The 22,148-nt window shown below is 45.8% G+C and carries 17 protein-coding genes; 5 read left to right on the forward strand and 12 right to left on the reverse strand.

Annotated features, from left to right (window positions below):
• Positions 1–92 precede the first annotated feature (92 nt).
• The 4 genes from MHI27_RS26120 to MHI27_RS26135 form a co-directional block, all read right to left on the reverse strand.
• Positions 93–3,068 (reverse strand): carbohydrate binding domain-containing protein, encoded by a 2,976-nt coding sequence (locus MHI27_RS26120; RefSeq protein ID WP_405174997.1) that lies wholly within the window; start codon positions 3,066–3,068, stop codon positions 93–95.
• A gap of 263 nt (positions 3,069–3,331) precedes the next feature.
• Complete coding sequence (locus tag MHI27_RS26125; RefSeq protein ID WP_042191649.1) at positions 3,332–3,997, reverse strand: carboxylesterase; 666 nt, start codon at positions 3,995–3,997, stop codon at positions 3,332–3,334.
• 151 nt (positions 3,998–4,148) lie between these two features.
• Positions 4,149–4,730 (reverse strand): hypothetical protein, encoded by a 582-nt coding sequence (locus tag MHI27_RS26130; RefSeq protein ID WP_405174998.1) that lies wholly within the window; start codon positions 4,728–4,730, stop codon positions 4,149–4,151.
• Between the two features lie 18 nt (positions 4,731–4,748).
• Positions 4,749–5,285: a hypothetical protein gene (locus MHI27_RS26135; RefSeq protein ID WP_042191654.1), complete on the reverse strand. Its 537-nt coding sequence runs from the start codon at positions 5,283–5,285 to the stop codon at positions 4,749–4,751.
• A 481-nt stretch (positions 5,286–5,766) separates the two neighbouring features.
• Between MHI27_RS26135 and MHI27_RS26140 the strand changes: the two genes are divergently transcribed.
• From MHI27_RS26140 to MHI27_RS26155, 4 genes are all read left to right on the forward strand, one after another.
• Positions 5,767–7,224, forward strand: a complete 1,458-nt coding sequence (locus MHI27_RS26140) for a DUF6385 domain-containing protein (protein ID WP_405174999.1) — start codon at positions 5,767–5,769, stop codon at positions 7,222–7,224.
• 153 nt (positions 7,225–7,377) lie between these two features.
• Positions 7,378–9,420, forward strand: a complete 2,043-nt coding sequence (locus MHI27_RS26145; protein WP_405175000.1) for a glycosyltransferase — start codon at positions 7,378–7,380, stop codon at positions 9,418–9,420.
• On the forward strand, positions 9,417–10,838 hold the full coding sequence (locus MHI27_RS26150; RefSeq protein ID WP_405175001.1) for a glycosyltransferase: 1,422 nt from the start codon (positions 9,417–9,419) through the stop codon (positions 10,836–10,838). Before MHI27_RS26145 ends, MHI27_RS26150 begins: the two co-directional genes overlap by 4 nt.
• A 14-nt stretch (positions 10,839–10,852) precedes the next feature.
• Positions 10,853–12,802: a glycosyltransferase gene (locus MHI27_RS26155; RefSeq protein WP_405175002.1), complete on the forward strand. Its 1,950-nt coding sequence runs from the start codon at positions 10,853–10,855 to the stop codon at positions 12,800–12,802.
• A 26-nt stretch (positions 12,803–12,828) separates the two neighbouring features.
• On the opposite strand, the gene MHI27_RS26160 is transcribed toward MHI27_RS26155, so the two are convergent.
• From MHI27_RS26160 to MHI27_RS26195, 8 genes are all read right to left on the reverse strand, one after another.
• Positions 12,829–13,560 carry a glycosyltransferase gene (locus tag MHI27_RS26160; protein WP_076285275.1) on the reverse strand — a complete coding sequence of 244 codons (732 nt, stop codon included), beginning with the start codon at positions 13,558–13,560 and terminating at the stop codon, positions 12,829–12,831.
• The gene (locus MHI27_RS26165; RefSeq protein WP_405175003.1) at positions 13,557–14,759 is read right to left on the reverse strand and encodes a hypothetical protein; all 1,203 of its coding nucleotides are present in this window, start codon (positions 14,757–14,759) and stop codon (positions 13,557–13,559) included. Before MHI27_RS26165 ends, MHI27_RS26160 begins: the two co-directional genes overlap by 4 nt.
• Positions 14,756–16,210 (reverse strand): glycosyltransferase family 2 protein, encoded by a 1,455-nt coding sequence (locus tag MHI27_RS26170; protein ID WP_405175004.1) that lies wholly within the window; start codon positions 16,208–16,210, stop codon positions 14,756–14,758. Before MHI27_RS26170 ends, MHI27_RS26165 begins: the two co-directional genes overlap by 4 nt.
• A 69-nt stretch (positions 16,211–16,279) precedes the next feature.
• Positions 16,280–17,362 (reverse strand): sporulation protein YunB, encoded by a 1,083-nt coding sequence (gene yunB, locus MHI27_RS26175; protein ID WP_371915736.1) that lies wholly within the window; start codon positions 17,360–17,362, stop codon positions 16,280–16,282.
• 145 nt (positions 17,363–17,507) lie between these two features.
• Positions 17,508–18,119: a TVP38/TMEM64 family protein gene (locus tag MHI27_RS26180; RefSeq protein WP_076285278.1), complete on the reverse strand. Its 612-nt coding sequence runs from the start codon at positions 18,117–18,119 to the stop codon at positions 17,508–17,510.
• Positions 18,120–18,383: 264 nt separating this feature from the next.
• Positions 18,384–19,253 carry a glycine betaine ABC transporter substrate-binding protein gene (locus MHI27_RS26185; RefSeq protein WP_405175005.1) on the reverse strand — a complete coding sequence of 290 codons (870 nt, stop codon included), beginning with the start codon at positions 19,251–19,253 and terminating at the stop codon, positions 18,384–18,386.
• A gap of 15 nt (positions 19,254–19,268) precedes the next feature.
• Positions 19,269–20,102, reverse strand: coding sequence for a proline/glycine betaine ABC transporter permease (locus MHI27_RS26190; RefSeq protein ID WP_042191673.1), 834 nt, complete (start codon positions 20,100–20,102; stop codon positions 19,269–19,271).
• Complete coding sequence (locus MHI27_RS26195) at positions 20,102–21,298, reverse strand: glycine betaine/L-proline ABC transporter ATP-binding protein (protein ID WP_042191675.1); 1,197 nt, start codon at positions 21,296–21,298, stop codon at positions 20,102–20,104. The genes MHI27_RS26190 and MHI27_RS26195 overlap by 1 nt, the downstream gene beginning before the upstream one ends.
• 259 nt (positions 21,299–21,557) lie before the next feature.
• On the opposite strand from MHI27_RS26195, the gene MHI27_RS26200 reads away from it, so the two are divergent.
• Positions 21,558–22,118, forward strand: coding sequence for a GbsR/MarR family transcriptional regulator (locus MHI27_RS26200; protein ID WP_042191677.1), 561 nt, complete (start codon positions 21,558–21,560; stop codon positions 22,116–22,118).
• Positions 22,119–22,148 lie beyond the last annotated feature (30 nt).

The following is a 22,148-nucleotide window of genomic DNA, read 5'->3' on the forward strand; positions in this document are numbered from 1 at the left end:
GAATAAGCTTCGTACTACTTACCAAGGAGCGGCCCCACACGGGGGCCGCTCCTTGGCATGTGAAAGGTATTTTGAACCACTCTTATAGTAACTTATAGATCTTTCCATCGCTGAACGGTCAGGTTCACTGTTTGTGCGCCGCCTGCTGGAGTAAGCGTTCGATTGGAAATGTCCGATCCGTTCGAGTTTACCTCCACATTAGTCCAAGTGCCCCGCGTAACTTTATATTGCACCGCTGTTCCTGCTGGTAAGCTCAGTGTGATGGAATACACCCCATCACTACCTTTAGTAAGTTGATAGGCTGGATCCGCTGCATTCCAGCTGTTGAAGGTACCGGTAAGATACACAGGTCCGCTCACCGGAGTAGACGCTGGAACATTTACACGAAACGTCACACTGTCTGCTTGAGGTTCCCCTGCACTGATACTTCCGTTCACCAGGCTCCAGGTTCCAGCATCAAAATGGTAATTACTGCTGCCGTTGTTATCCCACGTACCACTGCCATTATTAAAGGCTGCGGTCAGTCCGGATGCAGTGCCCAGCTGAATTGTAATCGACTTATATCCTGGGAAAGAAGAAGCTTGAAGCTGTTCACCAGGAGCCGTCGTCCAGACTATCGCCCCATCCAGCTTGTAATGAATGTAAGAGCTGCTGTAAGCCGTATTCTTATAATAGATCGTTGCAGTGTTGCCAGTCGGTGTAGTCGTTGGTGTTGGGGTTACCGTTGGCGTTGGCGTTGGTGTTGGGGTTACTGTCGGCGTTGGTGTCGGTGTTACCGTTGGTGTTGGTGTCGGTGTCGGTGTCGGTGTCGGTGTCGGTGTTACTGTTGGTGTTGGCGTTGGTGTCACTGGTCCACCCGATGTAATACTTCCTGTTGGCGTATAAGTCCAGGTTCCAGTACCGAATAGATAGTTGCTTCCCCCGTTACTGTCCCATGTGCCACTGCCGTTGTTAAAGCATGCTTCAAGCTGGCTGGCGGAGCCGATATTAATTGTTATTTTGTTGTACCCGGCTACATCAGATACAGGTATAGCCACACCCGGAGATGTCGTCCATGTACCTCCTACTGGGCGATAATGAATATAAGGCGAGGTATAACCTTGCTTATAGTAAATCGTGACACTGTTCCCTGCTGGTGTTGTAATAGACGCAATCGCACTAAGAAGAGATAGATTGCCTGCGGCATCAAATGCTTTTACCGTGTAGTTATAGGTAGTGCTAGCGGATAAACCATTGTCCGTATAGGAAGTAGTCGCCGTTGTGCCTACCTTGACACCATTACGATAAACTTCATATCCAGTTACGCCTACGTTGTCGGTAGAAGCCGTCCAGCTGATCAAAGCGCTAGATGCATTCTGAACAGTTGCCGTTACATTAGTCGGAGTAGTTGGAGGAACTGTTTCTGATGGTTGTTGTTGTTTCGCATAGATTTTGGCTGAATTCGCACCTACAGTTACAGTAATTTGCTTTCCAGTTACTCCGCCTGATTGTACAGTCACTGTATCTGCAGTATTCAGCTGATTATACAAAACTGTTCCTGCGGTCAAACTACTCTCGGCACGTAGCGGGATAGTTACCGTTTGCGAACCATTAGATTGATTACTAAATACAGAGATAGCTTCTTGACCTTGATTAGTTCCAGTGTCGATACGACGTGAGAAGGCATATAAGTTCTGTGCAGCCCACATTTCACGTTGAGTACCTGTACGTAGTGCTGGGTTATTTTTACGAATTTCATTAAGTTTGGCTACGTGCTTGTAGGTGCTGGCATTTTCATTAAAATAGTTCTCAATCACGTTTCCGCTTGCATCCCGTTTCACCATAGACCAACGGTTCCAAGTATCCGCAATACCGCCTGTCATGATCTGACTGTTGCCATTGCCTTTGTTCTGCTCTGTTCCTTGGAAGACAACCGGTGTTCCACGAACTGTAAAAATAAAGGTTAAAGCATTCTGCAGCTTATCAACGCTTCCCCCGGCTTCCGTTAGAAAACGGTTGCGGTCATGATTGTCGATAAAGGTAACCATGTGATTGGCATTCCCGTTGTAGTAGGAATCCTGTGCCAAGGTGCTTTTGATATTGGACTCAAAAGACTGCCCATAAGCAAAGCTGTTAAGTACGGAGAAGAACATTGGGAAATCGAGCATGCCCCATTCCTTATTGTTTCCGACCCAACGTGAGACAAATTCAGCATTTCCGTCGAAATTCTCGCCAAATGTATTAACGCCCAGATAATTTTGTAGTTCACCAATATCTGTTGGCTTCATCAGCTTGGCAGCATCCACACGCGCACCGTCAGCGCCTGTATAATCAAACCAGCCTTTGATGGAATCGAATATCGCCTGCTTAGCCGCAGGAACATCGAAATCAATGTCATCTAGCCCGCCCAAATCATGATTCTCTAAGTAATCCTGCGCCCACTGATCATATCTTCCATCCGCTAGAGACCAGTTAATATCTCCATTATGGTGGTACCATGCTGGATTATTGAACGGAGCCACTGGCTGTAATGATGGGATATCATAATAGGCTTGGGAACCTAGCATATAATCACCGACGTGGTTTGGCACAACGTCAATCACTACTTTGATGCCAAGCGCATGTGCGGAATCCACAAGCTCTTTCAGCTTCTCCTTCGTTCCGAAGTATGGATTGGCAGCGTTAGGGTTCTTAACGTTGTATCCGTGATAGGCTGTATTTTTACCGGTACCGTTGTTTTCCCGGTTAGTCATTTGTGGCTCAGCCACTGGGGAAATCCAAATCGCGGTATAGCCCATATTTTTAATATATGATAGCTTATCGATAATCCCCTGCCAGTCTCCGCCTTTCATATAACGGAAATCTTCCTCAGAGTTTTCTCCATAGCGAATTGCCGCACCAGTAGCATTGTTGGAAGTATCTCCATCATTAAATCGGTCAACCATAATCTGATAAATAGTGTCGTTCTCATTAATCGTGCCGATGCTTGCCGCTTCAGCTTTTTGCGGTGTTAAGACAAACAAATTAATCACGGTAGAAAGAAGAATAGATGTAATTAGAACGGGTACATACCATAACCTACGTTTCATTGCGTGCATCTCCCTCTCTTATTAAAGCGTATTCATAACACTCTAAAGCCTACTTCCTTGATTAAAAACCAAGCCCGCCCAGTGATGTCTCTAATGTTTTTAACGTCTTTAACACAAAAAACAAATAATTTTAGGGAAACCGGTTTCCCAACTAAAAATTACCATGATTGTGAATGCGTTGTCAAGATATAAAATTTAAAATTTCAAAGAAAAAGAGCCTCCTTATTGGGGGCTCTTTGGGGTTCATTATTCACCTTATATGCTTAGCTTCCTACACTCTGAATAAAATGCAGTACTTCATTCATAATCCGGTCCTTATCTTCACAATGACAAACCATATGACCACTGTTATCCACCATTATCACCTGTTTTTGGGCTGTAGGAATCGTATGCTGCAGGAAGTCAGCGCTTCGAGTCTTAACCAAATGATCTCGCTTACCCTGCACGATCAAGGTTGGAGTCTCAATATGCGGATAGATTGAAAAACTCTCCCGGACCAATCGTTGAAACTCTCTCGTCGCCCTTGGGGGCGTTGAAGTGAATTTATTAATATACGTTTTTAGCATGGAAAAGCTCCCAAGAGTCTTAAGAATCTCCACAGGATTCAGCGGAAATACGGGAGTGGACAATAAAGTAAGGGATTTGATCCAGGGTTTATACCGTACAGAAAGATGTGAAGCAATAAGGGCACCGGTAGAAAAGCCGATCAGATGAACACCTTCATCCGTCTTTAACAGCTCTGTCAATTCATCTTCAGCACTCTGTTGCCAATCATGTCGATCCGAATGCAATAAATCATTCCTGCTCCCCCCATGCCCTTTCAGGGTAAACGTTCTGGAACGGTAATTATGCTGCTCCATAAACTGGGACAAGGGAGAGATCTCATGCTCACCTCCGGTAAAGCCATGAATAAATAAACAACTTTCCATAATTGTCCCTCTTTTCACATTCCAATCTGACATGCAACTTTATTGTATAATGCCAATCCCCTTTATTTTCTATACATTCCACCCTTTTATGTAAAACCTCAACCCAAGTGATGTCAAGGTTCAGCTCTGTGAATGGTTCGCAGCAAGAACGCTAATGTTCCCACCAAAGAAGACCCAACGCTGAGGTAATCGTTAAACCTACGGCGGAGCTGGATGAGGTTACGTTAGCACAAATAGCAGTCCCAGGCGGGACAATGATGCTGCCCGTAAAGTTCTGTGTGAAAGCCCCCGGTGCCAATTGATAATTGAAAAGCATCGTTCCCCCGCTAATGGCTGCTGTGGAAGACTGAACGGTCATCGCACTCGTCGCCGAGCTGCCCAAATTATTATTCGTTGGCGTTAAGATTGCTGGTGAAGTTACCGTCCCTCCTTTTACAATTGTAAAGCTACCCGACATTGCGGATAGTAGAGAAGAACCGCCAATACTGCCGCTTATACGTGAGATATAAACAGTTTTCCCACTGCCTGAAGCATTACTAATCCGAATAGAAGCGATTGCGGAGATTAGACTAAGTACGACCAAACTAGACGCGGATATGTTAGTTGAATACAAGACTGCAGCCTGCGAAGCGCTTATTTCAGGCGGCGCGCTAATATCTGGCGCTTGGAAGGTGTTCACCATATCCACATAAAGCGGTTGATCGTTGTCGTTAAATACAAATTGATTAGGCATATTTATCCCCTCCTGTTTCTAATATTCCCACCAGCTGATAGACGTTGTCGCCGCTGATGACCCCGATGCAATCGTTACGGAGGTAGTGATGGAATTTCCGGGAGGAACAACAATTTGTCCAGTAAAATCAACAATGACCGGACCGACCGCCAGCAATAGAGATACTAGAGTAGCCGGACCTCCAGTAGGCGCAGCCGTAGAGGTTCTTGCCGTCATAACACTGGTTAACGCACTGCCAAAATTATAATTAATCGGTGTAACGGTGGTTCCGGTGACCGTAGCGTTCCGAAGTAGTGATAAAGTAACCGCCGCCGTCGCTGAACTGGCAGTAACACGGGATACATATAAGGTACGTCCGCTTCCTCCCGGATTACTAATCTGAATAACTAACGGGGCAGCCGTCGTTACCGTAGAAGTAAATGGGATTCCAAACAATAACCCCGCCTTAGCTGCTCCCCCCTCAGGAGCTGAATCTATACCAGGTGCAACATACGTATTGACTTGTTCTGTAAAAAGTGGCTGGCTACTCTGATTGAATACTGAGTCGTTCGGCATGAGTTATCCCCCCCTTACTTAAGCTTATTCTATTTTATGCCACACTCAGTAACAGGTTGTGGGAATGTGCGTATATTGCTTTCTCTGCCCAATCACCCCCTATTTCCCACCATATATTAATATCACACCATTCGAATGGCTAAGGATTGTCCCTATCGGTTTGCAGCTTATTGGACTGCGGTTTATTTAGGCTCAGGGCTCAAACGACGGTTTGGGCCTTTTCATGGATTGAGTTCCAGAAAGCCCGTAGGAAGTGAATGAAATCCATAACGACCTGGAGCTTAAAAAGCGCAGCAAAATAAAACAAAAAAAAGCGGAGCTAAAACGATGATCTCTTACACAATTAAGAATCAGGGAGATCACCCTGTTAGTCTCCGCCTCCACGCTATATTCAAAAGGTATTGGCAAGCAAGATTGTGTATACGTCCAAGCCCAGTCTTTTGGTATAACTCAATCATTTATAAGGAAAGGACGAGGAACTTTGCCTAACTATAGCTCTTTTCAAGCGAATCCTGATAATCTAAGAACGCTTATATTCGGCCGGGATGCCTCGCTGATTGATCATCCACTCACTACAGATCCAAGCGGAAATCTAACAACGATTATCCTTGACGGCACCATTTCCAGCGTGCTCGGCGCTACGATCACCGCGGGTACTTTGTCCTCCGCAGGTACAGTTACCAACATCCTTAACGGCACCATTACTAGCGTGCTTGGTGCTACGATTACTGCGGGTACCTTGTCCTCCGCAGGTACAGTTACAAACATCCTTAACGGCACCATTACTAGCGTGCTTGGTGCTACGATCACCGCGGGTACTTTGTCCTCCGCCGGAACAGTTACAAACATCCTTAACGGCACCATTACTAGCGTGCTCGGCGCTACGATTACTGCCGGTACCTTGTCCTCCGCAGGTACTATTACTAACATCCTTGAGGGCACCATTACCAGCGTGCTCGGAGCTACCATTACCGCCGGTACAATCACTAGTGTGCTTGGGGCAACCATAACAGCAGGTACGTTATCATCCGCCGGAACAGTTACAAACATCCTAAACGGCACCATCACTAACGTGCTCGGAGCTACCATCACAGCTGGTACTCTATCTTCCGCAGGTACAGTCACCAACATCTTAAACGGTACCATTACCAGCGTGCTCGGAGCCACCATCACCGCGGGTACTTTGTCCTCAGCAGGTACAGTCACCAACATCTTAAACGGCACCATTACCAGCGTACTCGGTGCCACCATCACAGCTGGTACTCTGTCTTCCGCAGGTACAGTCACCAACATCCTTAACGGGACTATCACCAGCGTACTCGGAGCTACGATTACTGCCGGTACTCTATCTTCCGCAGGTACAGTCACCAACATCCTTAACGGGACTATCACCAGCGTACTCGGAGCTACGATTACTGCCGGTACTTTGTCTTCTGCAGGTACAGTCACCAACATCTTAAACGGCACCATTACCAGCGTACTCGGTGCCACCATCACAGCTGGTACTCTATCTTCCGCAGGTACAGTCACCAACATCCTTAACGGCACCATCACTAGTGTGCTCGGAGCTACAATCACAGCTGGTACACTTAGTAGTGTCACTTCTATTTCACAACGCAGCTTTATAGAACAGACCACTACAGGTATTGCGACTGCTAACACCTATACACCTCTACCAGCCGTTACTACGAGCGTACTGGGAACGTATTCCTTCTTCATTAACAATACTGGGGCAAATCCGGTCAACACACGTGTGGAAATCAGTGCTGATGGAACAAACTATTTCGTCGATACCACGGGGGATAATCCTTTAGCAGCAGGCTCTATCGATGTCATAGTGCCAGCCAGATTCCTGAAATATACCCGCCTATCCTATCAATCAGCCAATTCAGGCTCTGCATCCACGATCAATGTAAGTTTCAATGCTCAGGGCACGTAATCCAAATGACCATCATATGTTGTAACAAGAAAGAGTACATGGATATCCATGTGCTTTTTCTTTAACTATAAGGACGCCGAAGGCGTTTATGCTTGTGTCAGCAGCTATACATATGTGCAACAAACACATAATGCTTTCCAAGGAGGAACAACCGTGAATAATATTACGCTTGGCGTCCACCTCATCGTAAAAGATGAAGCTGATCTCCTGCCTCACTGTCTCGCAAGCGTAGCTGGTGCTGACGAAATTGTGATGATCGATACGGGCTCTACCGACGAATCCATAGCTATTGCCGAAGCGCACGGGGCTAGAGTCTTCCAACGGAAATGGACAGACGATTTCGCGGCAGCTCGTAATGAAGGGCTCGTTCATGCCTCAACAAATTGGATTCTTATTCTTGATGCCGATGAGTGCTTGCAGACCCCACTTACAGAACTCCGGAGCCTTCTGCAGAACACACAAGCTCAGGCTTTTACAGTAAACATTGATAATTGGGTTGGTGTACGACCTGAAGATAAGGTAAAACACAGTGCAGTCCGCTTATTCCGAAATGGACAGGGTTATCAATATAGTGGAAGAATTCATGAGGGAATTGACACTTCAATCCTTAGCAAACATAACTTCTCGGCGATTGAGCACAGTCAACTTGAGATTATACACTTTGGATATTTACCTGAAATCATGACACGAAAAGATAAAATCAATCGAAATAGACACCTGCTGCTCCTCGCTTTAACCGAATATCCGGATGATCCTTTCCACTCCTATAATTTGGCAGTAAACTTCTGTCAGGACGGTCGTCTTCTGGAAGCTGAGACGTTGCTTCGTCAAGGCCTTCACCATGTAGTACTCGAAGCTTCCTATCGTCCTACGATGATTAGGGATCTCTGTAAAATTTATCATGCTCAAGGAAAAATGAATGCGATTGACCCCTTGCTGATGATTGAACTGGAGCGTTATGGCGACTATCCTGATTTGCATTTTTTGTTAGGGCAATCTTTGGAGAGCCAAGGCCTTTTGGAACGTGCGCTATTAGCTTATCAACATGCGGAGTCCATTCCTGAGCATGAGGTGCTTAGCGGAAAATATGTATGTGAACAAGGAATGACTACCTTTCGCCCCCTATACCGGATGGGTTTAATCTCACAGCGGCTTGGTCTTCTTGAGGATGCTGCGAGATTTTTTCATCGTGCACTTCAACACCATTCTTTATATACGCCCGCCTTGCAGGGGATTGCTGCTGCTTTTCAACGCTTAGCTGTACCCGATGAGGAAATCGCCACTTTACTGATCCAACTCGTTCCCCCAACTACCTCAATCAGTAGATCCGCGATCATTGAAAGTTTATATGAGATAAATGCTTATGAGACCATAGCTACCTTATCCCGAGATATTTTTCCATTGGAATTGGATACTGCTTATAGAATCATCTCATCACTCATCATCACCGGCAAGCTAGAAGACGCGGGTACAGCTATAGGGCAGATGACCTCACTAGCTTCCCAAGATCACCTTGGTTTAGAGCATCAAAAGCAGTGGTATACTCTTTGGGCCATTTGCCAATGGGAACGATATGGAGAATTTAAAAAGGACTTGCTCAACCATATATCAGGTGAACTTCGTTCTGGACTGGAATACATTGAGCGATCCCAACGCCAACAAGTGGCATGTCCGGTAGAAATAGAGGTAGATCACATATATTCCTCATTCCTTTCCGACCTCATCGGGCAATCCGTAAAGCTGCATCAGCTCACACTTAGTCATACTTTAGTGGACCTGTTCCCTGCTTATCGATCTGAATTTGCCACAGCATTATATAAAGAAGGGAATTGGCAGGCCGCAGGAGAGGAATTTATTGTACTTGTTCGTGATAAGATCGCCGATGCAAGCGTGCTTTTTTATATTGGTGAGATGATCTTTGACAAAGGGCATTATTCCGAAGCCAGTGAATGGTTTCAGCAAGCGCTGGAACAAGAGCCTGAGCATGAATTCGCAAGGATCGGCTTATCCCTCTGTTATCTTCAGCAAGCGAAGCTGAGTATGGAAGACGCTCTACAAAGTTTAAAGGATGCCCATGCTCATGGCCCCTTGCAGGAGGATATCGGAGCTATCCGTAAATCCATTACCTTGCTGAATCGTACACCTTGGCACACTCAGTGGAGCTTCCGTCAGAACGAAAAGAGGTCATCCCTATGAACCGTTCAAGAAGAAAGCCACTAATTTCCTTATGCATGATCGTTAAGAACGAAGGAGATAGCTTGAGCCAATGTTTAAAAAGCGTACGGGGAGTCGTCGATGAGATCATTATAGTGGATACTGGATCGACCGACGCTTCAGTTCAAATTGCCCTAAGTTTCGGAGCCAAAATCATACAACACCCTTGGAGCGGCGACTTTGCTGCTGCCCGCAACGCAGGTCTCCAGCAGGCCCATGGACAATGGATTCTTGTTCTAGATGGAGATGAGGAATTAAGTGAGGAGAGCAAGGGAGAATTACTGCTATGTGCCGAGCATATGGAGTACGAGGCATTTTTCCTACGCATTCATAATCATAAAGGGTTAACCCCCGCTTCACAGACGATCACCGTCAATCCGATTATTCGGATGTTTCGTAATCGCCCTAAGTACCGGTTTAGCGGTATTATTCACGAACAGATCGCTGAGGCTATCATAACAGCTACACCCCAGGCACCGATGCATTTGACCACTGTAGTCATCCATCATTATGGTTACGCAGAAGGGGTAGTGGTCAAGAAAGATAAAATCAAACGAAATGTCGAGCTGCTGAAAGAGCAGCTAAGGTTAAATCCTAAAGATCCTTTCCACCATTTTAATATGGCTGTTGAGTATATGCGTTTGGGGGAGTATCAACCTGCTCTAAAACATATCCAACAATCACTAGAAGAGGCACCGCCTGATACAAGCTACATCCACCTGCTGCATAAATATGAAATTCGCTCGCTTGCAGAATTAAAAGATTACCCTGGGGCGCTTGCAGCTTGTGACCGTGGGATTAGCTCACATCCGGATTACCCAGACTTAGCTCATATCAAAGGGGCTCTACTCTTACAATTAGGTGCCTTTGCAGAAGCCAAAGTAGCGTTGCTACAAGCGCTGATCATCGGAGCTGCTCCTCCCGGCTACCATACTGAGGCTGGATTCGGTTCATTTTTAACCTATTATATGCTGGGTCAATTATGTGAAGAGATGGGTGATGAGACCGAAGCCATTGCTTGTTACACCAAAACCGCACAGCTTCATCCCGAACCTACTCCCGTCATTGCCCGGCTACTACGAGCCCTGAAATGTGCAGGTCGTGAGAGTGAGATTTACGGTTGGTTCCACGCTCATCTGCCAGACTACACAGTGACTAATAACAGGATTCTCCTAGAATTATTACAGACTGAGGGATGTAATGAAGCAGCCGCACAGCTGATAAATGCCACAGAGCAGCCCATTTCTATAGAAGTGGCATTTAATCAAGCATCTGAGCAGGGGCGTTCACAGATTGTGTTAGCGGATCGTCTGCTTGCTTCACTATCCTCTTCTGCTACCTATTCACCAGCGGTCAAAAGAGTACGCCTAGCTCTTCCGCTTCCCAAAGTTTCAGAATAGGAGGGACGTTTCCTATGACCACACCCGATATCACACTTTGTATGATCGTTAAGAATGAGGCGAAACACTTGGAGAAATGTCTGTCCTCTGTGCAAGGAATCGTATCAGAAATCATCATTGTGGATACCGGGTCTGAGGATAATAGCATAGACATAGCAACTAAGTTCGGTGCAAAGATCATCGATATGACTTGGGAGAATGATTTCTCGAAAGCACGAAACCTAAGTCTGAAGCATGCAACTTCCTCTTGGATTCTAGTACTTGATGCCGATGAGGCTGTAGATCATTGGAGGAGGGAGCAGCTCCAGCACCTGCTGGACGCATCGCATATTCACGGATATTGGCTACCCATTATCCACTATATCGGTGACGCCCCTAAAGCGGATTTTGTTACCGATCATGTCTGCCGCTTGTTCAGAAACGATGAAAGAATCATCTTTCGTGGAATCATTCATGAGGAGACGGCTAGCAGCATTTGGGAGCTTCCTGCGGGGGAAATTGCTTACGCTGAATTGCGTATTTATCACTACGGTTATTTAGAGGATGAACTACAGCACAAAAATAAATACCAGCGCAATTTAGCTCTCATCAATAGTGGTCTGCAGCTTCAACCGAACCATCTAATCCTTCGTTATGCACTAGGGGTAGAGCATTATCAACAGGAACAATATCATGCAGCGGCAGATGTACTTCTTCCATTACTCGCTGATGTTCCAACCCAATCCGGGTATGCCTCCGATATTTATCTAAAGACTGCCTATGCCTTACAACGATGTAACAGGCAGCAGGAATCTGAGGAAGTCTTTCATGCGGGGAGCTTATTGTTTCCTGATTTCACTGATTTATTAGAGGGCTATGCTGCTTTGTTGCTCGAACAAGGACAGCTTAGACAAGCTAGACACTTCTTGCAGCAAGCACTGAAGAGCGGAGATACAGCACATCCATATCCATCTTCTTCGGGAAGTGGAACGTATCGAACAGAACTACTAGCGGGCAGAGTATGCGAGAAGTTATTTCTATATCCAAACGCGCGGAAACACTACGAGGCTGCTATACAATTCAAACCAGATTATACGGATGCGTGGAAACAGCTTGTCCCACTAAGCCTGCTATCCGGAGAGAGGTTAAGTCTGATCGCATTGACCCGCTGCCATATCCACGCTCTTTCACCAATTACCTTAGGCTATCTTGTGCCTGCGGCGCTCAATGCTCGTGACTTTGAATGGCTGGTCACTCTCTCTTTTGCTTCGCAGCTACCGCTAGCCGTTCAAACCATTGTGCAGGCTTTCCTTGCTTGTACTCAGCAGCAAGAGGGGGCACACACTCTCGCACCGCTTGAGCAGCTGCTTCATAATCCATCTGTTCTTTCCGAACGTTCATCTATACTCGGTTATCTCTGGGCTTTGTCTTGCCGTGCTGGAGATACTGAATCAGCCATGAAGTGGCTTATCTCCATATCGCCATACAGACCGGGGATGCTAACAATTCATCATATCATAACAAGCCGTTCTGACATTAAGCCTGTTCTTCCTGATCTGAGCTACGCTATGCAATTACTGCTTCAGGTCGGTGCTTGGGATAGTGTATTATCGCTTTATCGACAATCAGAGGGCTCTTTATTCCAGTGGTGCAAGCTGCCGCAGCCCTTATACTATGGATTGCTTGAGGCTCCTACCCCCGTAAAGAAACAGTGGTGTTCCATCTATCTCAGTCAAACCCCTCATTATAATGCCTCGTCGGACTGCGCCGAATGGCTATTATATGTGGCAATAGCTTGCTCCTGTGGGGAAACTCCAAAGATCACTCAATCAGATGAAATGGCTTTGGGCAGAATCGGGGGAACTACCGCTGCAGTCGGTCTCTCATACTACAAGCTCATACTCGCGGCAAAAGCTTATCCCCATGGGATTTCCACAGGTCAAATCCTATGGGGGCTGCTCGTTAGATCTGCCAGTCAGACCTAACCGACTGGCAGATTCGGATTTGAGAACTATTCTTTCCATTCGATCAAATGGGGCCGCTCATCTAGAATGGACTGGTACTGCTCCAGACTCCCCCAGCGCCCCTCTGGATCAAGCTCCATATAACGCGAATATTTAAGTCGAAGCTCTTCCGGCGGAACCGCCCATCCATAATGCTTCACCCGCAGTTCGGCAAGAAAACCCGGCAATACAGAGTAAGAAAGCGGCAGCCTAGGAACATGATGATCCATTTTCGGGAAGAAATAATGAAAATTCGGCAAATATCGGACAAGTGTACGAGTATGCTTCGTATGGATATTCCAATGTTCATCTTCACGATAATGGGTGGTGCCCCCCCAGAAATCAAATAGCCGGAAAGATACCCAGTCATAAACATCCTGATCAATCAGCCGTCTCATCTCCCGTTTAGCTGCCTCTTCATAGAACTCATCAGCGTCTACAGACAGGAGCCAATCCGGATTCGTAGATACCGCCAAATCCCATAATATCCGCCTTAGCTCCCACTCCCGATTAAACAAGGAGGTCTCTAGTGTCACAAGCTTCGTAACCTTGGCAAAAGAACGACATAACTGTGCCGTGTGATCTGTACTTCCATCATCAACAACTACAATGTCATCCACGAACTCACTCAGTTCTTCAAGTACCTGCTCCAGATACCTTCCAGCTTCGTTTCGAACCTGCATCATAGCGGTCAAGCGGTTACCTGCTGTTTTGCGGAGAGGCCATCTATGACTACTCATCCCTCCACTCTCCTTTTCAATCGTTTTACCGCCTCTTCTAGATCTGCCATCTCTGATAAAAGCGGCCACGCCTGATTGTCTTGCCCTGCCGCATTCAAGAAGCTGCGTATAGCCTCATGCCGTCTGCCATGTAGCAAGTGTATTGTGCCTTCTATAACCCCATCAACACTTCCCTCCAAATCTTGCTGAAGCTCTAGCGCTTTCTCCCATAGGAAGGTCCGAATATAATTCTGAATCAATAACATCTTTGCCTCTGAGGTAGTGAGCGAACTCAGAATCCGTACTGCCGCAGCTTCATCCTCATTCAAACGAAACAGCTCTGCCCGGACAAGTTCGTACTGCCCGGAGTGAAGCCAGCCCCGCTGTATTTCCGCATCCCGCTTCTCCTCAGCTGTAAATGCCGTAATCGTATATTGTTGAACAGCAGTTTCCAAATCCCCAGTCTTACCCTCTATAGCCGAAAAAAAGCGAAAATGTGAATGAAGGCAATCTAAATATTCATACAGCACCATGAGCTCAAAAGATTGCGTCAGATAGCGGTTTGCTACGGAATCCCCCAACAAGTACAGATAGGAAGCTGCCAAGTAATGTACAACAGGTTGACTGGGCAGCTTAGCACACATGGAAATGTAATAGTCCGCCCGCAACTCAAGCTGTATAATAACCCAATCAGCAGGTGATATCGTTGAATCCTGCCACAAGTTCACTATGGCCTTCCTCCACAGCACCTCATAATCCGTAAGAAAATACAGCCGATCTCCCTGAAAGGTAGCTCCATAGGATTCCTGCTGATCCCCGCCGAGATAGAGCACACCTTCCCTGCGTAAGCTCTGCTCTAGATATATCCGTTCAGATCGGGTGGCTACAAGGTCAGCTTTTGCGCCAAGCAAACCGCTGTATTTATCCCATAAACACTTCTTTTCTTCTTCCGGACAACGTTCTAGTAGAGCCACTACATAAGCTGCCTGCAAGGAGAGAACCTCTGAGAGCCAATAAGGAGAAGAGACAAGAATCGTGTATTGCTTCATGTTCAAAGAATAAATATCTGCAGCCGCAACTGCCCTAATCTGATTGTTAGTCTGCTGCTCATTGGTCATTCGTCCAGCAAAGCAGACCCCTTCCCGGTCGGGAAGAAGTTCTAGCAATCTTTTATATTCGTAGTCCTCCCAAGAACCTCCGCTTAGAATTAAATATTTCATGGGTGTGCCTCCTTGGAATCGGACAAATCCCCAATATAGCCTATTACCAGAGAGGCATTAGGGTGAAGCAGCAATTGACGGGAAGTAAACTTCCTATTGCTAATCATCCCAGGCACGATCCCTCCTTTGTAAGCAACACGTTCAAGAGGTAGAGTGAGCGCTGAATCTCCCCCTGCAAGCAAATGAACCCCCGCTTCCTCCATTTCAGTCGATAAACTTACGATCAGATCAGCGGAGCCTTGGGTTATGGCCTTCACCACCCGCTCAATATAACGTTTCTCATATTGGATAGAAGTGGACAAATACAGAATGATCTCACTCTCATATAATGCAGATGCGTTCTTTAACGCCCGTAACCATCCATCCTCACCATGAACCGTTATCACTACATCATGTTCGCTAACTGGAAACTCAGGAGCAGCGTCCAGCAAAGTATCTCTGATCCAAATCCAGCGAATATACTTGTAGCTCTGCTGCTCCCGTGCAGCTATCCATTGCTCCTTCAGCTCATCACAATCCCAAGCTTCATCACAATACACTATGGCCGTTACCAACGGAGAAGCTAAGGGTATCCTGCCCAATGGTATAACCGGCTGTGGAAATTTTAAGGATTCAGTAGGCGGTACTAAAAGTCCTTCGTTCTCTATCCCGCTTTCAAGTGCCCATTTCTTGTAGTATGTCTGCCAGCCATTCGTCTGTTTGGATTCGTCCTTCGTTCTCAGGTATCTATCCAGTGACTGAATAGCATGAACATACACAGCTTCACTCAGTGCCAGTTTCGCTCCAATCTGCCGCGCTCGGAGACACCAGTCAGCTATCATGAGATGCCGCGCTTGAAGCGAGGTGTCAAAGCCGCCAATTCGCTGAATCAATTCCTTAGTGAATAGAAGACAAGATCCGGTTAGCACTTCCACCTCGCGCCATTCGCCTTGATACCGCCCAAGACTGTAGCTTACATGCTCAGCTAATTCATGATGAGTACCAAAGTGAAGCCGTTTCTTCCCTTCCCCCCTCTCGGTAGAAGAACGCGGAGCAATGACTCTAACGGAAGCATCATCAAAGGAAGCCCACATTAACTCGCATAACCAGCCAGGCGATACCATAATCGAATCTTCAAGCAGAACAGCAAAGGTGGTCTCGATATGGGCCAGAGCTAGGTTGGGCATATACTCCTCCTTCTCATAGGGTAGGAAGAGCACTGGTTCCTCTGGCGAGAACTGTCTTGCTAATACCTCCATGGGGAAATCGGGCGTCATTGAAACAGCAATAATGCGCACAGCCACTCCTGAGTAGCGCAGCAACAGGGGTAAACAGACCCTGGCACATTCCATACGGCTAAGCTCAACTACAATAGAAATCCCATCTTCACTTGGCAAGGGTAAAAGTCCGGCACGTTCAAGGAAACCATATCTCCCTGCCAAGCGTTCCATATTCAGCGATTCATGTGACATTTGGACTCACGCTCCATTTATTTAAAGCAACTCTACCTATAGTCTATGAGCGGTTAAGCACGATATCCCTTAATTCCCTCCATTTACACCTTTGCCGCCTTCTTCTGTATGAGCTGCGCCTGTATTCGAAGAATTGGGTGCAGCTGGTGATGAATTGCTATCCTCTTGGCTATTCCCAGGGGTATCCTTGCTCTGATCTGATACTCCATTTTTATCTCCACTTACAGATGGTGCAGGAATAGCAATTCCAGGGGCACTGCTGCCATTAGCTCCGACAGGCTGACCCTGATTATCGTAGTAATACATAGGCACGTCTCCGACGACCATCAAATATGACACAGGAATTTCCGTATCCACTACTTGGGGTTCCATGTCAAAAGGAATAACCACCGCTACCTCCGTAACAATATGGATATAGACCTCAACTAAAATCATATTGATTCCGGCATTTTGCTGGCGAGTGCTGAGTTCAACCTTAACAGCACCTTGCGGTTCAATCTTGATCGGGATATCAGGTCCATAAGAGGCGATGAGAGGACTACCTAGTGCCTGACCGAGCGGAATATATTCTGTCTGATTATGCAAATCCTGCAACGTGGTCTGGATTACCTCTGCTGCTTGCGAAGTAATACGCATATGCTCCGCATAGTTCAACATAAAGCCTGATATTTTCCCGTTCTTATCGGTCTTCCAATCAATTAGTTCCTCCGCATTTCCTCCGTTCGCAACTTGTGATGTGATCGCTTTATTTATCGACTCTGTTGCGATCTGCTTCACACGAATTTGCGCTAAATGCAAGATAGGTGGCTTCATGTGCAGCTCCACGTATCGCAGTGCTTGTAGTACAAGCACAATCAATACCAAGGATGCAATCAACCAAAATTTGCGCCGGCTTCTTGGCTTACGCGTGTTTCCGCCGGAAACGGTCATCTTTCTCTCTGCCCTACTGGATGATCTCATATGACTTCTACTTCGCTTAGCTTCAAAGCGTGCACTCTGTGGTCTTGCCGCTGCCCTACTAGGTTTTGACTTGAACGCGGAGCTTCTTCCAGAGAACCTCGGCGTCCCGCCCCCATTTATTTTTGGCAGCCGAAGCTGACCTAGATCAGGTAATCTTAGCCCTCGGTTCCCCCATTTTCTTAATCTCCCCATTGCGATAGTCCCTCCCACCTTACGTAGAGGTCAAGCCACCTCCACTTAGTTTAAGGTATTCGGAAAGAAGACAAAAAAGAAGAACGTTCCCTCCGGCGGATAATGCCAAAGAAACGTTCTTCATTTATTTGATGATCAATTAATATTAGTGCATTCTACTCCGTTTATCTTCCTGTAGATGGTCCCAGTGCCGCCGTATAAAGATACCGATTAGAATAGCGATAAACACGGCATACCAAGTAATATATCCATTCCATTCTTCCCTAGGGACAATTAGACTTGAGCCGATCGTACCGAATAGCCAAATGTAAGACAGATTCCCAAGCACGGTTCCCCAAATAAAAGATGATGCTTTTATCGGTGAAACAGCGGACATAAAATTGATTACATTGTTCGGAATAATGGGAATCGTACGTAGAAGGACCAGCGTCCAAATTCCATATCGGTCCAAGTAACGCTGCCATTTGTCATACCTTTTCAGCTTAGACCTCCATTTTCGATCAAACCAATTGTAAAGGTATCGTCGAATGAGGAAGTACATCAGTATTCCACCCAGATTACAAGCCAGCCAACTAATTATCATACCTCCAATAACGTTAAATACAGACACATGGAGGACAATCAAAATTACGAACGGAAAAAATCCTAATATACTCTGCAACAGCGCCAATGGAATCGTCACAAATAAAATAGAGGGTCCACTAAGGCCAAGCGTTTGCAGCAGCCAATCTATCCAGGTATTTATGGTCTCTGTCATGAAGCAGTCTCCTCTCTTGACTCCTTGCAGCAGCTGCCTCCTGATTTACTTCGCTAAAGCATAAGTGTGAGCATTAAAATATATGCAAAGTATATATTTTCCTTTGAATACTTTGCTTATATTCCCAAGAAAAACACCCCTTCCGGGGTGTTTTATTGAATGATTTTGCTTATGAAGTGCATTTGTAAAGAACAGTGGTTAGCGTACAAGTTACACTTTTGTAATCCATTGATTCTTCACATCATACCACAGAATTCTATCTACTTACAATTCTACACCTTGAATCCACGCATTCACTTTATCCGGGTTGTTTTCTACCCAAGTTTTAGCAGTTTCTTCTGGTGACTTCCCACCTTGAACCTCAACCATTACTTTCGCCATGTCTTCTGCTGTCCACTCGAATTGATCCAAGAACTTATAGACATTCGGCATGTCTTCTTTCAGACCTTGACGAACCATCGTATGGATTTGCTCATCCGCACCATATACACCTTTTGGATCTTCCAGATATTTCAGGTCCATATTGGCGAACATCCAGTGTGGTGTCCAACCCGTTACAACGATAGGCTCGTTGTTGTCATAGGCTTTTTGCAGCTCCTGAGCCATCGCTGCCGATGAACTTTCTAGAAGCGTATATTCACTAAGACCATATTCCGCAATAGCCTTTTCAGTCGTCGTCATAATACCAGCACCAGGCTCAATTCCGATAATTCGATTGCTCAATTTACCTGCCAGGTCACTGTTCTTCAAGTCTTCAATAGAATTAATATCCATGTACGCTGGAACTGCTAAACCAACTTTAGTTCCGTTCAAATTAGCACCTAAATCTTCGATTTTCGAACCATACTTCTCTAAATAAGCTGCATGCGTGCTTGGTAGCCAAGCTGCGACCATAGCATCCGCACTACCATCAGCAACCCCTGCCCACATTGGGCCTGCATCTACCTGCAGCATTTCAACGGTAGCTCCAAGCTTAGTTTCAAGTACTTCTTTAACAACATAAGTACTCGCAATTTCGGAATCCCATGCCACATAAGCCAATTTCACTTTTTCTTTACTAGTGGATGAACATCCGGCAATAACAGTAATCATCATAATCACTAACAGGAATAAACCTATATTTTTTTTCTTCATATCTATTTAAAACCCCTATCTCTGTTTTGGTTTTAGTGCGTTCTGCGTTAAACGGTCGAGTAGAATAGCTATAATAACGATAGCAATCCCCGCCTCGAACCCATCTCCTGTCTTAGCCTGCGATACCGCGCGGTATACATAGGCACCTACACCTTGCGCACCGATCATAGATGAGATGACAACCATCGAGAGTGATAACATAATCGTCTGATTGACGCCTGCCATAATCGTTGGCAGTGCGATCGGCAGCTGCAATTTAACCAGCTTCTGAGTTGGTGTTGAACCGAAAGCATCGGCTGCTTCAACTAACTCCTCTGAAACCTGACGAATACCGAGATTGGTCAAACGAATTGTCGGTGGAATCGCAAAGATGATCGATGCAATTACACCTGGAACTACCCCAAGTGAGAAAAAAGATACCGCTGGCAATAAATACACAAATGCCGGCATCGTCTGCATAAAGTCCAAAATAGGCGTAACTGTATTTCTAACCGCATTTCTCTGCGCACACAAAATACCAATCGGTACGCCGATTACTACAGCCAATATCGAGGCGGTTAGAACAAGGGCTAAAGATTGCATCGAAGGTCCCCATAATCCGAGATTATCGATTAAGAGCAGTCCGATTACCGCAAATAAAGCCATGCGCCATTTCCCAATCCAATAAGACAAAGCTGCAATAAGTACGATAAGCACTAATGCAGGCAGGAAGGTCAGCGCACCTTCAATTGCAGAAACCATTCCACCGATTATTGTAGCGATAAAGTCAAACAAGGGGCCACAATACGTAGTTAGCCAGTTTTCCAACCACTCGAGGGCCTTTCCTAAAGGCAGTTTTGGAATGTCCATTAAGATCCTTCTCCTTCCGGTACCGCGTTACCCGCGAGTGCGGAAAGAACGGCTCCCTTAATCACAATGCCCTTTAATTTATCCGCTTCATCTACGACGGCTACAGGCAAATGTGTCTCAGATATTAGTTCAAAGAAATCATTGAGCAGCGTTTCAGGATATACACGAGGGATCTCCCGCCGTGTAACCTCTAGGATGGATTTATTATCCTTTAGTGCCTGTGCTGCGTCCTCAGCTGTAATAACACCCAAGAGCTTGTTTTCTTTGTCTACCACATACAAGCTGAATATGCCGCTATCACGCATTAATTGAAGTGCTACCCGAGGTCCACGCTCAGGTCTAACCGTTTCCGGTTGCCGCATCACATGAGCTGCTGTTAGCACCTTGGACAAGTCCACATCCTCCACGAACCGCTCTACATATTTATTGGCAGGTTGAATGAGAATCTCTTCCGGCGTACCAATCTGCACGATAACACCGTCTTTCATCAATGCAATCCGATCACCAATCCGCAGGGCTTCGTCTAGATCATGAGTGATGAACACAATCGTCTTCTTCACTCTGGACTGCAATTCCAGCAGCTCCTGCTGCATGTCTTTACGGATCAGCGGATCTAGTGCACTAAAGGCTTCGTCCATGAGCAGGATATCTGGGTCATTAGCAAGTCCTCTTGCTAGTCCCACACGCTGCTGCATCCCTCCGCTGAGTTGATCCGGGCGATGATTCTCCCATCCCTTTAGACCCACTAGATGCAATGCCTCCATGGCCCGTTCAGTTCTCTTCTTTTTATCTACGCCCTGAACCTCAAGTCCGTATTCCGCATTCTCCAATACCGTCCGGTGTGGAAACAATGCGAACTTCTGAAACACCATGCCGATGTTCTTGCGCCGAAATTGCCGAAGCTCCTCCGGGTTCATTTTCACGACGTCTTTTCCTTTAAAAAGGACTTGTCCCCCTGTAGGCTCAATCAAACGGTTCAACAAACGAACCAACGTTGACTTACCGCTGCCGGACAATCCCATAATGACGAATATTTCTCCTTCTTCAATGCTGAATTCGGCTTTGTTGACTCCGACCGTCAACTTTAATTCCTGAGCGATCTTTTCCTTCGACCACCCTTGCTCTAATAATGGAATCGCCTTTCCCGCATCATGACCGAATACTTTGGTTAGCTTTTTCACCTCTATAATAGCCATGCCGTCCTCCTTCTCCCGAAAATATATCCGGGTTTAGTTCACTTATAGTAGTGTACCGGACTATTGAAAATTCATGCAAACACCATATACGGATAAAATTTAGTGTACAGTTTTAACTTTACGTACTTTATGTATAGAATACTCTGTTTTACACCAAATTCCTTTCTTCATGATTTCTTTACTTATGGAGGGGGATTTGATTACAATACATTGTATAAGGTTGCAGCAGTCTATCGACCTATTCCTCAGGAGGGACATCATGAACGATTTAGAAGGGTTAACACCCGAACAAATAGAGAAGATTAGTAAGGCCCGTGAACGCGTGATAGACTCTATCGGTAAAAATATGGACCTATACGGCATCACTTTATCCATTGGGCATTTATACGGTTATATGTATTTCAATCAAGGTCCAGTGACACTGGACGAGCTTAGCAAAACAATGGGAATGAGCAAAACGTCCATGAGTACGGGAGTCCGTACCCTCCTAGATCTGAAAATGATCGATAAAGTTTGGGGGAGAGGGACTCGCAAAGACCTGTTTACCACTGTGCCTGACTGGCATCAGAACTTCAGTGATTACTTCTCTATTAAATGGAGAAAAGCCGTCGAAGGAAATATGATTTCACTAGCGAAATCACTTGCAGAAATTAACGATATGAAAAAAGAGTATAGTGACGATAGTAAACTTATGCAGCTCTTAAATACAGATGAAGAGAAGATTACCGAATCCATTAATTACTACCGCTGGTTGCTAAAATTAATAGAATCCTTTGAGAATGGTAAGATCTTCGAATTTATCCCTAAAGAAGAATCTTAATTCCAAAACAAAAAACGACAGTGCTCCTGT

Origin of the sequence: Paenibacillus sp. FSL H8-0261 (genome assembly GCF_045040645.1) — a bacterium.
In the GTDB taxonomy this organism is placed as follows: Bacteria; Bacillota; Bacilli; order Paenibacillales; family Paenibacillaceae; genus Paenibacillus_AQ.

Excerpts from the sequence above, each read along its gene's own strand:
- MHI27_RS26120 (WP_405174997.1), bottom strand. The coding sequence starts at position 3,068 with ATGAAACGTAGGTTATGGTATGTACCCGTTCTAATTACATCTATTCTT.
- MHI27_RS26125 (WP_042191649.1), bottom strand. The coding sequence starts at position 3,997 with ATGGAAAGTTGTTTATTTATTCATGGCTTTACCGGAGGTGAGCATGAG.
- MHI27_RS26130 (WP_405174998.1), bottom strand. The coding sequence starts at position 4,730 with ATGCCTAATCAATTTGTATTTAACGACAACGATCAACCGCTTTATGTG.
- MHI27_RS26135 (WP_042191654.1), bottom strand. The coding sequence starts at position 5,285 with ATGCCGAACGACTCAGTATTCAATCAGAGTAGCCAGCCACTTTTTACA.
- MHI27_RS26150 (WP_405175001.1), top strand. The coding sequence starts at position 9,417 with ATGAACCGTTCAAGAAGAAAGCCACTAATTTCCTTATGCATGATCGTT.
- MHI27_RS26155 (WP_405175002.1), top strand. The coding sequence starts at position 10,853 with ATGACCACACCCGATATCACACTTTGTATGATCGTTAAGAATGAGGCG.
- MHI27_RS26160 (WP_076285275.1), bottom strand. The coding sequence starts at position 13,560 with ATGAGTAGTCATAGATGGCCTCTCCGCAAAACAGCAGGTAACCGCTTG.
- MHI27_RS26165 (WP_405175003.1), bottom strand. The coding sequence starts at position 14,759 with ATGAAATATTTAATTCTAAGCGGAGGTTCTTGGGAGGACTACGAATAT.
- MHI27_RS26170 (WP_405175004.1), bottom strand. The coding sequence starts at position 16,210 with ATGTCACATGAATCGCTGAATATGGAACGCTTGGCAGGGAGATATGGT.
- yunB (WP_371915736.1), bottom strand. The coding sequence starts at position 17,362 with ATGGGGAGATTAAGAAAATGGGGGAACCGAGGGCTAAGATTACCTGAT.
- MHI27_RS26180 (WP_076285278.1), bottom strand. The coding sequence starts at position 18,119 with ATGACAGAGACCATAAATACCTGGATAGATTGGCTGCTGCAAACGCTT.
- MHI27_RS26185 (WP_405175005.1), bottom strand. The coding sequence starts at position 19,253 with ATGAAGAAAAAAAATATAGGTTTATTCCTGTTAGTGATTATGATGATT.
- MHI27_RS26190 (WP_042191673.1), bottom strand. The coding sequence starts at position 20,102 with ATGGACATTCCAAAACTGCCTTTAGGAAAGGCCCTCGAGTGGTTGGAA.
- MHI27_RS26195 (WP_042191675.1), bottom strand. The coding sequence starts at position 21,298 with ATGGCTATTATAGAGGTGAAAAAGCTAACCAAAGTATTCGGTCATGAT.
- MHI27_RS26200 (WP_042191677.1), top strand. The coding sequence starts at position 21,558 with ATGAACGATTTAGAAGGGTTAACACCCGAACAAATAGAGAAGATTAGT.